The organism is Vibrio penaeicida (assembly GCF_030689305.1).
In the GTDB taxonomy this organism is placed as follows: Bacteria; Pseudomonadota; Gammaproteobacteria; order Enterobacterales; family Vibrionaceae; genus Vibrio; species Vibrio penaeicida_B.
Window position 1 is genome coordinate 86,899 of record NZ_JAUYVM010000001.1, and the last position, 14,017, is coordinate 100,915.

Annotated in this window: 12 protein-coding genes; 6 read left to right on the forward strand and 6 right to left on the reverse strand. The window is 42.3% G+C overall.

Annotated features, from left to right (window positions below):
• Positions 1 to 119: 119 nt before the first annotated feature.
• Entirely contained in the window at positions 120 to 2,759 is a 2,640-nt protein-coding gene (gene gyrA, locus Q8W40_RS00365) for a DNA topoisomerase (ATP-hydrolyzing) subunit A (protein ID WP_305395392.1), read from the reverse strand.
• A gap of 275 nt (positions 2,760 to 3,034) precedes the next feature.
• Between gyrA and ubiG the strand changes: the two genes are divergently transcribed.
• The 4 genes from ubiG (at position 3,035) to yfaE (ending at position 8,381) form a co-directional block, all read left to right on the forward strand.
• The gene (gene ubiG, locus Q8W40_RS00370; RefSeq protein WP_305395393.1) at positions 3,035 to 3,745 is read left to right on the forward strand and encodes a bifunctional 2-polyprenyl-6-hydroxyphenol methylase/3-demethylubiquinol 3-O-methyltransferase UbiG; all 711 of its coding nucleotides are present in this window, start codon (positions 3,035 to 3,037) and stop codon (positions 3,743 to 3,745) included.
• Between the two features lie 862 nt (positions 3,746 to 4,607).
• A complete protein-coding gene (gene nrdA / locus Q8W40_RS00375; protein ID WP_305395394.1) occupies positions 4,608 to 6,890 on the forward strand; it encodes a class 1a ribonucleoside-diphosphate reductase subunit alpha in 2,283 nt (760 codons plus the stop codon).
• A gap of 79 nt (positions 6,891 to 6,969) precedes the next feature.
• On the forward strand, positions 6,970 to 8,103 hold the full coding sequence (nrdB, locus tag Q8W40_RS00380) for a class Ia ribonucleoside-diphosphate reductase subunit beta (RefSeq protein WP_305395395.1): 1,134 nt from the start codon (positions 6,970 to 6,972) through the stop codon (positions 8,101 to 8,103).
• The gene (gene yfaE, locus Q8W40_RS00385; protein WP_305395396.1) at positions 8,103 to 8,381 is read left to right on the forward strand and encodes a class I ribonucleotide reductase maintenance protein YfaE; all 279 of its coding nucleotides are present in this window, start codon (positions 8,103 to 8,105) and stop codon (positions 8,379 to 8,381) included. The genes nrdB and yfaE overlap by 1 nt, the downstream gene beginning before the upstream one ends.
• A gap of 43 nt (positions 8,382 to 8,424) precedes the next feature.
• Here yfaE and Q8W40_RS00390 read toward each other — a convergent pair whose 3' ends face one another.
• A complete protein-coding gene (locus Q8W40_RS00390) occupies positions 8,425 to 8,691 on the reverse strand; it encodes a hypothetical protein (RefSeq protein WP_305395397.1) in 267 nt (88 codons plus the stop codon).
• A gap of 219 nt (positions 8,692 to 8,910) precedes the next feature.
• Positions 8,911 to 10,146 carry a CinA family nicotinamide mononucleotide deamidase-related protein gene (locus tag Q8W40_RS00395; protein WP_305395398.1) on the reverse strand — a complete coding sequence of 412 codons (1,236 nt, stop codon included), beginning with the start codon at positions 10,144 to 10,146 and terminating at the stop codon, positions 8,911 to 8,913.
• A 201-nt stretch (positions 10,147 to 10,347) separates the two neighbouring features.
• Between Q8W40_RS00395 and Q8W40_RS00400 the strand changes: the two genes are divergently transcribed.
• Together Q8W40_RS00400 and Q8W40_RS00405 are read left to right on the forward strand one after the other, a co-directional pair.
• Positions 10,348 to 11,250, forward strand: a complete 903-nt coding sequence (locus tag Q8W40_RS00400; protein WP_370693351.1) for a DUF3943 domain-containing protein — start codon at positions 10,348 to 10,350, stop codon at positions 11,248 to 11,250.
• A gap of 236 nt (positions 11,251 to 11,486) precedes the next feature.
• On the forward strand, positions 11,487 to 11,999 hold the full coding sequence (locus Q8W40_RS00405) for a glycine cleavage system protein R (protein WP_305395400.1): 513 nt from the start codon (positions 11,487 to 11,489) through the stop codon (positions 11,997 to 11,999).
• Between the two features lie 74 nt (positions 12,000 to 12,073).
• Here the strand turns inward: Q8W40_RS00405 and Q8W40_RS00410 are convergent, their stop codons facing one another.
• The 3 genes from Q8W40_RS00410 to Q8W40_RS00420 all read right to left on the reverse strand — a co-directional run bounded on the left by Q8W40_RS00410 (position 12,074) and on the right by Q8W40_RS00420 (position 14,017).
• The gene (locus tag Q8W40_RS00410; RefSeq protein WP_305395401.1) at positions 12,074 to 13,045 is read right to left on the reverse strand and encodes a hypothetical protein; all 972 of its coding nucleotides are present in this window, start codon (positions 13,043 to 13,045) and stop codon (positions 12,074 to 12,076) included.
• Positions 13,046 to 13,055: 10 nt separating this feature from the next.
• The gene (locus tag Q8W40_RS00415; protein ID WP_305395402.1) at positions 13,056 to 13,595 is read right to left on the reverse strand and encodes a hypothetical protein; all 540 of its coding nucleotides are present in this window, start codon (positions 13,593 to 13,595) and stop codon (positions 13,056 to 13,058) included.
• Positions 13,596 to 13,699: 104 nt separating this feature from the next.
• Positions 13,700 to 14,017 carry a hypothetical protein gene (locus Q8W40_RS00420; RefSeq protein WP_305395403.1) on the reverse strand — a complete coding sequence of 106 codons (318 nt, stop codon included), beginning with the start codon at positions 14,015 to 14,017 and terminating at the stop codon, positions 13,700 to 13,702.

Below are 14,017 nucleotides of genomic sequence, written 5' to 3' on the forward strand. Positions count from 1 at the left end.
GAAAATAACATTGGTTGTTAGTTCACTTAGGCATTTTTATATCCAATTAACCTATATGCTGGGATATAAAAAAGCCACCAGTATGATACTGATGGCTTTCAACTTATTGGATACTGAGATTACTCTTCAGAATCTTTTTGTTCTGGTGCATCTTGCTCTGGAGCAGATTCAGGTTGCTCAGCATTGTTTTCAGCTGTAGCTTCTGTCTCTTCTCCTTCAGGCAATTCAGACTCTTCGATTTCTTCGATACGTTGCAAACCAACAACGTTTTCGTCTTCAGCCGTTCTAATTAGGGTTACACCCTGAGTATTACGACCTACCTGGCTTACTTCAGACACGCGAGTACGAACAAGCGTACCGGCATCGGTGATCATCATGAACTCGTCGTTTTCTTCCGTTTGTACAGCACCGACTACACAGCCGTTACGGTCTGAAACTTTGATAGAAACAACACCTTGAGTCGCACGACCTTTCGTAGGGTACTCGGCAAGTGGCGTACGTTTACCATAACCATTTTGCGTAACTGTTAGAATGTCACCTTCATTTGAAGGAACAATCAACGAGACCACTTGGTCGCCTTCTGCCAGCTTCATACCACGAACACCCGCAGCAGTTCGACCCATTGCACGTACTTTACCTTCTTCAAAGCGTACAACTTTACCTTGCTGGGAGAACAACATAATGTCGCTTTCACCGTCAGTAATGTCTACACCAATCAAGGAATCATCGTCACGTAGGTTAACAGCAATTAGACCGTTTGAACGTACATTGGCAAACTGGTCTAGAGACGTCTTCTTAACCGTTCCGTCACCCGTCGCCATGAAGATATACTTGTCTGCAGAGTATTCAGATACCGGTAAGATCGCTGTAATACGCTCGCCATCCTCAAGAGGAAGAATGTTTACAATTGGTTTACCACGAGCATTTCGGCTCGCTTGAGGTAATTGATAAACTTTCAAGCGATATGTCTTACCACGAGTAGAGAAGCACAAGATATTATCGTGCGTGTTCGCAACCAATAGACGTTCGATGTAATCTTCATCTTTCATCTTAGTTGCGCTCTTACCTTTACCACCGCGGCGCTGCGCTTCGTAATCGCTTAGAATTTGGTACTTAACATAGCCTTCGTGAGACAAAGTAACCACTACGTCTTCTTGGGCAATGAGCTCTTCCATATCGATGTCATGGACAGCCGCAGTAATTTCTGTACGGCGCTGATCGCCAAAGCCTTCACGCACTGCTTCAAGCTCTTCACGGATAACTTCCATCAAGCGCTCTGTGCTCGCAAGGATGTGCATCAATTCCGCGATTTCTTCTAGAAGTTCTTTGTATTCATCTAGAATCTTCTCATGCTCAAGACCTGTCAACTTATGTAGACGAAGATCGAGAATCGCTTGCGCTTGCGTTTCAGTTAAGAAGTACTGACCATCACGAATACCGTATTCAGGCTCAAGCCAATCTGGACGAGCTGCATCGTTACCTGCACTTTCAAGCATGGCAGCAACATTACCCAAATCCCAACCGCGAGCGACAAGACCTGCTTTCGCTTCTGCTGGTGTGGCTGCATTTCGGATAAGCTCTATGATTTCATCGATATTAGCTAATGCTAGCGCAAGTGCTTCAAGGATGTGCGCGCGATCGCGAGCTTTACGTAATTCAAAAATAGTACGACGAGTCACAACCTCACGGCGGTGATCGACAAAGCACTTAAGCATGTCTTTCAGGTTGAACAACTGTGGCTGACCGTTGTTCAGAGCAACCATGTTGATACCGAAAGTTGTTTGCAACTGAGTTTGAGCGTAAAGGTTGTTAAGAACCACTTCGCCTACCGCGTCACGCTTACATTCAATAACAATACGCATACCGTCTTTATCGGACTCATCACGTAGTGCACTGATGCCTTCAACTTTCTTATCTTTTACTAACTCAGCGATCTTTTCGATAAGACGCGCTTTGTTCACCTGATATGGAATTTCAGTGACAATAATGGTCTCTTTACCATTTTTGTCTGCTTCGACCTCAGCTTTTGATCGCATGTAGATCTTGCCACGACCGGTCTTGTAAGCGTCAACAATGCCTTTACGACCACTAATCAATGCTGCCGTAGGAAAGTCAGGTCCTGGAATGTAATCCATCAACTCATCGATTGTGATTTCTTCATTATTAATGAATGCCAAGCATCCATCGATCACTTCGGTTAAGTTGTGAGGAGGAATATTCGTTGCCATACCTACTGCGATACCAGAGGCACCGTTTACCAGCAAGTTAGGAACCTTTGTAGGAAGTACTGCAGGGATCTGCTCTGTACCATCGTAGTTTGGTACGTAATCCACTGTCTCTTTATCGAGGTCAGCAAGCAGTTCATGGGCAATTTTTGCCATACGAACTTCGGTATAACGCATTGCCGCTGCAGAGTCGCCATCTATCGAGCCAAAGTTACCTTGACCATCGACGAGCATATAGCGAAGTGAAAACGGTTGTGCCATACGCACAATCGTATCGTAAACTGCACTATCACCATGAGGGTGATATTTACCGATGACATCACCTACCACACGGGCAGATTTTTTATATGATTTATTCCAATCATTGCCTAGTACATTCATCGCGAATAAAACGCGGCGGTGTACTGGTTTTAGGCCATCACGCACATCTGGAAGAGCACGACCCACGATAACTGACATCGCGTAGTCTAAGTATGAACCTCTGAGCTCATCTTCAATGTTTACGGGCGTGATCTCTTTAGCTAGATCGCTCATAGAGCCATTATCCCTCTATAGTTTGATCGTATGTTAGATACGTACAAGGTTCAAAAATATAACACACAAATACCCCGTTCGGCATCTCTTTCCCCTTCGTTTTATCAGGTTGTGACCTTGGTTGTGGATCAATCGTTGAGAAATCGTACAGAAAATCTTTATCTGTATGAATTACAGTCATATTGTGATGCCTAATTTCACAAAATTGGAATTCTGGTGTTCTCCTGCTTTTCAGTCGCTATAATGCTTCAATCCTAATCCTGAGTGTGATTGTTATGACCAAACAACAAAATGTCGATCCTGCGGAAATCAAAAAGTTTGAAGATATGGCTTCCAGATGGTGGGATTTAGAGGGTGAGTTTAAGCCTCTCCACCAGATCAACCCATTAAGACTGAATTACGTTCAGGATAATTGCCAGGGTCTATTCGGAAAAAAAGTGCTCGATGTGGGTTGTGGCGGAGGAATACTCGCCGAAAGCATGGCGAAAGAAGGTGCTGAAGTCACAGGTTTGGACATGGGCAAAGAACCGCTCGAAGTGGCTCGACTCCATGCATTAGAAACGGGTACAAAGCTGGAATATATTCAAAGCACTGTAGAAGATCATGCGGCAGAAAACCCAGAAAGATACGACGTGGTAACTTGTATGGAAATGTTAGAACACGTTCCCGACCCACTATCTGTTATACAGTCCTGCGCCAAACTGGTGAAGCCTGGGGGTAAGGTCTTTTTCTCTACTTTAAACCGCAATTTCAAATCTTACTTATTTGCAATTGTTGGCGCAGAGCACCTTTTGAAACTAGTACCAAAAGGCACGCACGACCACGAGAAATTCATCCGCCCAGCAGAACTTCTAAAAATGATCGATAAGACTGACTTGTTCGAACAGTCGATAACCGGATTGCATTACAACCCGCTGACTGATACTTACTCTCTCGGCAACAATGTCGACGTAAACTATATCGTTCACACAACACGTCTTAGTTAGTATCAGCACTGCCTGTTTCTTTTGGTGCAGGCAGCCATTTTTGCAACTGTCTTTGTTCCCGCTCACTTTCTATATCTCTTATTTCTTCTATTTCACTTTTATAGCGTCCTCTTTAGCATCTACCTTAACGATGAAAGTCAGCACCGCAGACCTTTAGATTAATCACATTCTATTTTATCGCCAGATACTCAATAGAGCACTCAAACGCGTTAAATTAATGACGAATTAATGTCTCGCCTGTATGTGATTACACACGGCTAGTCAGCGCCAAAAAATACGAATGGAAATAATCTGGCAGCCAAGGCTTTTCGCTCAGCCAAATTATTCTAAATCGCTTATAAGCAACGTATCTCACTACGCAATATGAAATAAATTTTCATAGATAATTTGTTGCTAGATTTCTGAAAAAATGAGACACCAATCAAGAAAGTTATAATTTTGTAAAAAGTAGAGATTCATCGCCTTTTCGCACAATATGACAACGACTTGTGTGACCTTTGTACAGCTTAATTTTAAGGTCGATTTTTTCCTAAAGATCAAGAAAAATATTTTTTCTTCTGCTCATAATTAAAACACTCTGGAATGGGATCTTTTTTACAGGTAATCTCTACCTAAAATGATAGGTTAGTGCCTACTTACGATTTTTTTTATTCCCCCAACTTATCCACAAGTCTTCCAACTTATCCAACTTGAAAAATAGCCCACCGCGCACTATCTTGTAACTCGTTCAACCGAACAACACCACATATAGTGTTTTGACGCACAATATGTAGTGGATATAGATCACAAAGCCGACTACATTTTTACAAGAACTACCAAAGAAATACGGCTTTTAGCAGTTTCGTCAGGGAAATCTACCAGAATGAACCAACAACTAACTGTGACAAAAAGGGACGGTCGCAAAGAAAACATTGATTTGGAGAAGATCCATCGCGTTATCGCATGGGCTGCAGAAGGACTAGACAATGTTTCCGTTTCTCAAGTTGAATTAAAGTCACACATTCAATTTTACGACGGTATTACAACGTCGGACATTCATGAAACCATTATCAAATCTGCTGCTGACTTAATCTCTGAAGAGTCTCCAGATTATCAATACCTTGCTGCTCGACTCGCTGTATTCCATTTGCGTAAAAAAGCGTATGGACAGTTTGAGCCACCAACACTTTATAAACACGTTTCCGAGTTGGTTGATGCTGGCAAGTACGATAAACACCTAATCGAAGATTACACGCAATCTGAGTTTGAAAAACTGAACAGCTTCATTGATCATAGCCGCGATATGAATTTCTCTTACGCTGCCGTGAAGCAACTCGAAGGTAAATACTTTGTTCAGAACCGCGTAACCAAAGAAATCTATGAGAGCGCGCAGTTCCTTTACATACTAGTTGCAGCATGTTTGTTTGCTAAGTACCCGAAAGATACGCGTCTTGATTACATCAAACGTTTCTACGACGCGGCTTCGACATTTAAGATTTCCCTACCTACACCAATTATGTCTGGTGTACGTACTCCTACTCGTCAGTTCAGCTCTTGTGTACTGATTGAGTGTGATGACAGCCTCGATTCTATCAATGCGACTTCTAGCGCGATCGTGCGTTACGTTTCTCAACGTGCAGGTATCGGTATTAATGCAGGTCGTATCCGTGCTCTGGGTTCTGAAATACGCAACGGTGAAGCTTTTCACACTGGTTGTATTCCGTTCTACAAATACTTCCAAACTGCGGTTAAATGCTGTTCTCAAGGCGGTGTCCGTGGCGGCGCAGCGACAGTGTTCTACCCACTTTGGCACCGTGAAGTTCAATCTTTGTTGGTATTAAAGAACAACCGCGGTGTAGAAGAAAACCGTGTACGTCATATGGATTACGGCGTACAGATCAACAAAATGATGTACTCGCGTTTGATCAAGGGTGGAAACGTTTCTCTGTTCTCTCCTTCGGATGTGCCTGGTCTGTACGATGCGTTTTTTGAGAACCAAGATGAGTTTGATCGCCTGTACGAAAAGTACGAAGCCGATGAATCCATTAAACGCGAAACAGTGAAAGCCGTCGATTTGTTCTCTCTTCTTCTGCAAGAGCGTGCTTCTACTGGGCGTATCTACATTCAAAACGTAGATCACTGTAATACTCACAGCCCGTTTGATCCGGCTGTAGCACCAGTTCGCCAGTCTAACCTTTGTTTAGAAATCGCGCTTCCTACTAAGCCTTTGAACAATGTTGAAGACGACCAAGGTGAAATTGCACTTTGTACGCTTTCTGCGTTCAACCTAGGCGCTATAGAAAGCCTTGATGATTTTGAAGAATTATCTGACTTGGTTGTTCGTGCTCTTGATGCATTGCTAGATTATCAAGATTACCCACTTCCGGCTGCTCGCAAGTCAACCATGAATCGTCGTACATTGGGTGTAGGTGTGATCAACTATGCTTATTACCTCGCTAAAAATGGTGTGAAGTATTCAGACGGTAGCGCAAATGGTCTAACACACCGTACATTTGAAGCGATTCAGTACTACCTACTGAAAGCCTCAATGAACCTAGCAAAAGAGCAAGGCGCGTGCCCTCTATTTAACGAGACCAACTACGCGAAAGGCTTGTTGCCTATCGACACATATAAACGAGATCTCGACAAGATCTGCGACGAACCTTTGCATTACGATTGGGGAACATTGCGCCAAGAAATCGTCAAACACGGTCTGCGCAACTCGACGTTATCGGCGCTAATGCCATCTGAAACATCTTCGCAAATTTCTAACGCGACTAACGGCATCGAACCACCACGTGGTTTCGTATCTGTAAAAGCATCGAAAGACGGTATTTTGAAGCAAGTAGTACCCGATTACGTCAATTTGAAAGCAAACTACGAGTTGCTTTGGACTATCCCATCAAACAATGGCTATTTGCAACTTGTGGGTGTTATGCAGAAGTTTGTAGACCAAGCTATTTCCGCGAACACTAACTATGACCCAAGTGTTCAGCCAAACGGTAAAGTTCCGATGAAGCTTCTGATGCAAGACTTGCTAACCGCATACAAGTACGGTCTTAAGACGCTTTACTACCACAACACTCGTGATGGTGCGAGTGATGAACAATCAGAAGCCGCTAAGGCTCAAGAAGATGATTGTGCAGGCGGCGCTTGTAAGATTTAAAGCTTTGAGCATCGACTCAGAGTAAAAGTTAAAACGGCCTCTTTGAATTCAAAGAGGCTTTAATGGATTTGAGGCATTTATGGCTTACAGTACTTTCTCTCAAAAGAAAAATGACCAATTAAAAGAACCAATGTTTTTTGGTCAGTCAGTGAACGTAGCGCGTTACGATCAACAAAAGTTTGAAATTTTTGAAAAGCTGATTGAAAAACAGCTTTCTTTTTTCTGGCGTCCAGAAGAAGTGGATGTGTCAAGCGATCGTATCGACTACAATAAGCTACCCGATCATGAAAAGCATATTTTCATCAGTAACCTGAAGTACCAAACACTTCTTGATTCTATCCAAGGTCGAAGCCCAAACGTTGCGTTACTTCCGCTTGTATCTCTACCTGAAGTAGAAACATGGATCGAGACTTGGTCTTTCTCTGAGACAATTCACTCACGCTCATACACCCACATCATTCGTAACATTGTGAATGATCCAGGGTTGGTGTTTGATGACATCGTTGAAAATGAACATATCCTAAAGCGCGCGAAAGACATTGCTCATTACTATGACGATTTAATCGAGCTGACAAATGATTACCACCGTTATGGTGAAGGTAAACACGTCATCAACGGAGAGACCGTAGATATCAATCTAACCAAGCTTAAGAAAAAGCTGTACGTTTGTCTGATGTCTGTTAATGCGCTAGAAGCCATTCGATTTTACGTAAGCTTTGCATGTTCCTTCGCTTTTGCAGAACGTGAACTGATGGAAGGCAACGCTAAAATCATCAAGCTTATCGCTCGTGATGAGGCACTGCACTTAACGGGTACTCAGCACATGCTGAACTTGCTTCGTAACGGTCAAGATGATTTAGAGTTCTTACAAATCGCTGAAGAATGTAAACAAGAATGTTTCGACCTATTTAAAGAAGCAGCAGAGCAAGAAAAAGAGTGGGCAGAGTACCTATTCAAAGACGGTTCTATGATTGGTTTGAATAAAGACATTCTGTGTCAGTACGTCGAATACATTACCAACATTCGTATGCAAGCTGTCGGTCTGGGTACAGCTTACCCTGAAGCAACGTCTAATCCAATCCCATGGATCAATGCTTGGTTATCTTCAGATAACGTGCAGGTAGCACCTCAAGAAGCGGAAATCAGCTCTTACCTTGTTGGTCAGATCGATAACGAAGTCGATGCTGAAGATTTTGGAGATTTTGAGCTGTAATGCAAAAAATCAAAATCAACGAACTTAGCCCTATTGTCGCCAGCAGCGAAAAGACACTGCTGGAGGAAATGGAGAGCGCGGGATTTGAACCTGAATACAACTGTCGAGATGGTCATTGTGGTGCGTGCCGCTGTGAATTGAAGTCGGGAGAGGTCGAATACGTTGGTTTTGCGATGGCATTTACACAGTCAAAAGAAATTTTGCCCTGCATATGCAGGGCAAAAACCGATGTCGAATTAGAAAAAGTAAACTATCAGCTCAAGGTCAAAAGCGCTTGATATTTCGTAATATCACCCTTGCTACCCGCTAATTTTCTGCATCTTAAACGCATTCAGATCTGCTTAAATTTGCATATTTTCCGAGTAAATATTCAGCCGTCTTGAACGAGATATCCTTCTCACCTATTGATTTGCCATCGTCGTCAAACAATGACATTCGATAACCACCATTCGGGGTATCGTTGTCCGCTATAGGTGCTGCTAACCAAGCCGATACTAAATCGCTGACATGTTCGCTATGTGCTTCTCCTAACAACACTTTTTCACCGGATACTCGGTACCAAACTTTGATCATTGATTGTGTAATCATGGGTCCCTCCAGATCATAAATGATGATAACAGTGTGCCATTTAATTGTTCTGACCCTTCTTATATTAGCTAGTTCTCAGCCGATCCCAAGCCTCAAATTAAAGAAAATGGTCAAAAAATACCTTGCATAAAAAATGAAACATACTTGGTGATTTTTCACTCGCCTTTACTCTTTGAGAGATAAAGACAAATTAAAAGTCAACGAATTCTCTTATAACTTTTACACTGCAGAGTTAGGCACATAAAGCTCTTTTTTTCTAACCAGAGAGCTGTAATGTCCAAAGACAGCTTTTTCCTCTAAATGACGCCTTAACATGTCCAGCATAACTGTGGCAATTAAGCTACGTTTATCCTGCTTTCCATAATTTCGCGCAAACTCGAGCACTTGACCCCACTCGCCATTTCCAGTTGATAAAGCAACCGCAAACACATTGTCCTTCAACTTCCCACAAGATAACCCAAACGTAGCTTTACCGTTTTCTCGCGTTGCAGCAGCCAACGCCAAAGATGCAGCCAGTGGATCTTGCTCAACCAAATTTTTATCCATTTCTGTGTTCATCACCCAGCTTTGTTTAAGCTGTTTTGCCATTGGCTCACTCTCGTGCAGCCAACTCGTTAGGAAACCACCGCTCGCCTGCTCTGCGAGTGACAATGTTGTACCGCCTTCAACTAAAAGAGCCGCTACATTGTCAATCATGGGCTCATCTACACTCACGACGTTATCTTTCAAGTGCCCATACACAATTTGAAGGAGCTTCAAACGCCTTTCCATATCTGCGGCAGGGCCAAATATCTTCACTTCAATGAAAGGCAAATAAGAGCGGTATCCCAGTTCATACTGATCGGGCAGTTTTATCAGGTCTAACTTATCCGATATGCCTGACTCAGAGAGCCCAATAGTATAGAGCCTGCTGCATTCGGACGGGAGGATATCGCGGTATGTCTCGCTTAGTGTCGGAATAATTTGCTCCTCTACCATGCGCTTAAACTCACTCGGTACACCCGGTGTAAAATATAACTTGGCTTTATTGAGCGTCATCGAAAAACCGCAAGCTGTCCCTATTGGATTATCGATGATAGTGGCCTTTTCAGGGAGCATCGCCTGTTTGAGATTACTGTCCGGCATAGTGAGCCCGCGACGAGTAAATTTTTCTTCCAGAACGGTTAACCACTCTTGGAACAAACTGAGTTTTTGTCCCGATGCTTTCGCGGCGGCCGATGCCGTTAGGTCATCGGTTGTCGGACCTAGCCCACCATTTACAATTACAACGTCGAAGGACTTGCTTAAACGCAAAATCTCGTCTTTTAATACGTCAAGCTGGTCGCCAACCGTAGAACGTGCCGAAAGCTGAAACCCACTTTGATACAGGATTTCACCTAGCCATGAAGCATTGGTATCCACGATATCTCCGTGAAGTACCTCTTCGCCTGTACTCAACATTGCCACTTTCAACATAAACTTAACCTTTGCTTTTTTCTTCTGATATCACAATTGTTCGATGCAAAATAGTAATTCATAGTCAACTACATTCAGCTCAACTATTCTAATTAGACCGCCTTACAAGCTGATATTTTTCAATTTTTTAACGATTAAAGGGATTGCATCTATCATTCGTAAAGAGAATAATGCTCAGCTCACTATTTTTGGTTTTTCTCAATGGAGATCTCTGTGCGACTGAAGTCACTGTCTACCGCATTGCTTGCATTTGCTACGTCAACCCAAGCTGCTGATTTTGATATCAACAACTACTCTTATGACTTATATAGCGGCGATGATCAACAAAGCTACAGTCTTAACATTGAAACAAATGTAAATCCATTCTATCTCTCTTTAAATGACAATATTGAGACGGAACCAAAACTCGAAGCGCCTCTTCCATTGTATCTTCAAGTACAGCCTGAAAGAGACTGGAATTACCTGAAAGAACAAACCTATACGATTTTGGGTCTCAGTGTTGCAACAGTGGGCTTAATGACACTCCTACCAGAGAGTATTACCAAGTGGGATGCTGAAGCCCGTGATATGAGTAAGCTTGGGAAAAAATGGTCTGATAATGTCAGCCAAGGTCCTGTATGGGACAGAGACGAGCACTTCCTCAACTACATAATGCACCCATACTTTGGTGGTGTTTACTACACGGCTTCTCGTCATGCAGGATTTAATGAATTTGAGTCTTATCTCTACTCAATGACGATGTCGACACTGTTCTGGGAATTTGGCGTAGAAGCGTTTGCTGAGATCCCCTCTTGGCAAGATATTTTCATCACACCTTTCTTTGGCGCTGTTGTCGGTGAACTGATGTTCGAAGGCGAACAAAAAATTGCCCACAATGGTGGTGAAGTATTAGGGTCTGAAACCCTAGGTGATGTCTCGCTGTTTTTCCTAAACCCAGTTGGTCACATTCATTACTGGGTGACAGACGCATGGGGTGGCGATGCGAAGTTTAACTTCCGAACTCAGCCTTGGACAGGTTACCAAACCGAAGTCGATATGGCAGTAAACCCGCAAGGTCCACTAGACAAACAGTTCTACGGAATGGAACTGACGTTAACCTTTTAACGTTGTTCTTTACCTTGTTCAAAGCGCCCTTCGTGGCGCTTTTTCAATTTTTAGAGCTTTATTCGATTTTTAGAGCTATATCCACTGCGCTTTTAATAAACTTGATTCTTATCATATTTCCCTACCGCTAATTTTCTATACTCACTAATACCCAAGCGACCTCAAGGTGCAGAGTTCAGCATCTTGAAGTTACTTGGGTATAGTTAATAGCCACCCTGCGATCAGGAGGATGTAATATGTACACGACTTTTATTGTAAATTTTGTCGGCACTGCAACCCCTACCACTATCAAGAAATTAGCGTCAACGACACACGATAATGGTGGAAAGTGGCTTCTTAGCAAAGTGAATTTCATTGAACACCAAGTTGCAGCCGTTATAAAAATTGAGTTGCCATCTGAGAATGAAGATACCGTCAAAGATGCTTTCTTAAATACCCCCGACCTCATCGTACAATTCAGCCAAGCGAGCGATCTGAGCTACGAAACCGATACCATCCACCAAATCAGATTGGACTCTAATGATAGAGCTGGCATCGTGAATGAAATCAGCCATGTGCTGGATGGACAGGGAGTCAGCATATTAGACATGGACTGCCAGCGCGTATTTATTGCTGGCGGAGGCGGTGTCAGTTCCAGCCTCTTCAGCTCGACCATGGCATTAAAAATAACTAAAGAATCCAACATCAACGATATCATTAACGAGTTGGAATCACTGAGCGAAGACACGCGTGTCGTGTTGGAGGATTAAAACAAGATGAGAGTATCACTTGATACTCTCATCATACCCATATTGAAATACTCTTTTCTGCTTACTTACGTTCGCTAAACTGCGTGAATTTCTTCTGGGGTTTGCGCATAAATATTGATCGGTTTGCCGAGTGGCGGAATGTGTTTCTGGTTTTTTGCCATTTTAATGATGGCTTTATCAAGACCTCTATACGACATACTGCGCCAATAATTAGGATCGCGACCAATCTCTTTATCGTATGTAGCGGTCGTCAGGTCTTCACTTCGAAAAGGCTCTAGAAAAGGTAGATCAGGCAAAGGTTGACTGATATCCATGTATTGCTGAATCACATTCCACAACCGCTTTTGATCATCTGAACGGGCAGAATCAATCAAATCCCCTATATTAATAGGTTGGCTGTAATCACTATAGCGATGACATAGAAACACGTTAAACTTGGCGCTACCACTCTGGTCGGTCACCTCTATCATTCGACAATCAAACTCTATAAATGGGTGACTGTAGACCACATAGTCACTGCTACCGTAAAGAGTGACCATCCCTGTCTTACGATTTAGGCTGTATGTTTTTGTCACCAAATTACGAACCAGATGCTTGGGAAGTTTTTCAAATATAAGCCAAGTAAAAAACCATCTAGCAATGAATACAGTGGCAAAAAAACCAAAAATATTAATAGTAGCAGTCTTCATCATATCAGAATCGATATAATTTGGATTGGAAAGTATAGGAATAATAAAATGATATAAAATAGCTATCGGAACCAAAAATACTGGCGAATTTTCAAGAAAACGAAATACTAAAAGGAAAAACTTTTTTGGCTCAATTTTAGATAATTCATTTTGATCTGCAGAATACATATTATCGCTTTTAGATTTTGCGAGATTTCGTTTTCTAATTAGATCAACAGGTGTATCATCTTGAGGAGACGTATGGTGAATCTTATCTCCAAACGTGTTAAGGGGCTTAAATCTTCTCTTAATTTTCTCAGGATCCTCTTGGCTTTGAGGTTCCCTACTATCAAATACTGACGTTTCTTTTTGGTGCATTTTATTTTCCCTAAACAATATGAATTTCTTCTGGGGTTTGCGCGTAAATATTGATCGGCTTGCCGAGTGGCGGAATGCGTTTCTGGTTTTCTGCCATTTGTACGACCACTTGATCAAACTCTTTGTCCGACATACTGCGCCAGTATTTGGGGTCACGCCCTATTTCTTTGTCGTAGGCGGCTGTTGTTGGGTCTTTGCTACGGAACGCTTCTAATAAAGGCAAGTCGGGCAATGGTTGGCTAACGTCCATATATTGCTGAATCACGTTCCACAAGCGTTTATGATCGTCTGGGTGGGTTGAACCAATCATTTCTCCAATGGTGACGTGCTGGCTGTAGTCGTTGTAACGGTGTACAAGGGCGATGCCAAAAGAAAGGTGACCGTATTGATTGGTTGAACTGAATAATTGGCAATCAAATTCAACAAAGGGGTGGCTGTATATTACATCCTCGTCATTATCATAAAGGGTCACCATGCCAGTTTGACGACTTAGCGTGTATTTCTTCCTGACCATGTTGTGAGCGAATTGATGAAATAATAATAATGTCACTCCCCAAGCGATACCAAATGGAATAAGACAATAAGTTATCCCCATACTGTTTAAGTGAACAAATACTTCAAATGCATCATCAAAAGGGTGAACAAAAAAAGAGCCTAGAGATATAAAGAGCCCCGTTGGAAAAAAAATATAACCATTCCTTTGGAAATCATATAAATATAGTAAAAAACTTGATATCTTGTTATAAAATCCGAAGTCAAAAGATTATTTTCATCCCAAAAACCCACATCATCAGTTTTTATTGATGAAGGCTTCAACTTTTCAATCAAATTTAAGGGTGCATCGTCCTGAGTTTGGGTGTAGTCAAACTTTTTCCCAGATGTATTTAACCGACCAAATCTATTTTTTCTTGTTTCTGGGCGGTCTTGGTGTTGAGGTTGAGTACTATCAAATACTGATGGGTCTTTGCTCAT

Excerpts from the sequence above, each read along its gene's own strand:
- gyrA (WP_305395392.1), bottom strand. The coding sequence starts at position 2,759 with ATGAGCGATCTAGCTAAAGAGATCACGCCCGTAAACATTGAAGATGAG.
- ubiG (WP_305395393.1), top strand. The coding sequence starts at position 3,035 with ATGACCAAACAACAAAATGTCGATCCTGCGGAAATCAAAAAGTTTGAA.
- nrdA (WP_305395394.1), top strand. The coding sequence starts at position 4,608 with ATGAACCAACAACTAACTGTGACAAAAAGGGACGGTCGCAAAGAAAAC.
- nrdB (WP_305395395.1), top strand. The coding sequence starts at position 6,970 with ATGGCTTACAGTACTTTCTCTCAAAAGAAAAATGACCAATTAAAAGAA.
- yfaE (WP_305395396.1), top strand. The coding sequence starts at position 8,103 with ATGCAAAAAATCAAAATCAACGAACTTAGCCCTATTGTCGCCAGCAGC.
- Q8W40_RS00390 (WP_305395397.1), bottom strand. The coding sequence starts at position 8,691 with ATGATTACACAATCAATGATCAAAGTTTGGTACCGAGTATCCGGTGAA.
- Q8W40_RS00395 (WP_305395398.1), bottom strand. The coding sequence starts at position 10,146 with ATGTTGAAAGTGGCAATGTTGAGTACAGGCGAAGAGGTACTTCACGGA.
- Q8W40_RS00400 (WP_370693351.1), top strand. The coding sequence starts at position 10,348 with ATGGAGATCTCTGTGCGACTGAAGTCACTGTCTACCGCATTGCTTGCA.
- Q8W40_RS00405 (WP_305395400.1), top strand. The coding sequence starts at position 11,487 with ATGTACACGACTTTTATTGTAAATTTTGTCGGCACTGCAACCCCTACC.
- Q8W40_RS00410 (WP_305395401.1), bottom strand. The coding sequence starts at position 13,045 with ATGCACCAAAAAGAAACGTCAGTATTTGATAGTAGGGAACCTCAAAGC.
- Q8W40_RS00420 (WP_305395403.1), bottom strand. The coding sequence starts at position 14,017 with ATGAGCAAAGACCCATCAGTATTTGATAGTACTCAACCTCAACACCAA.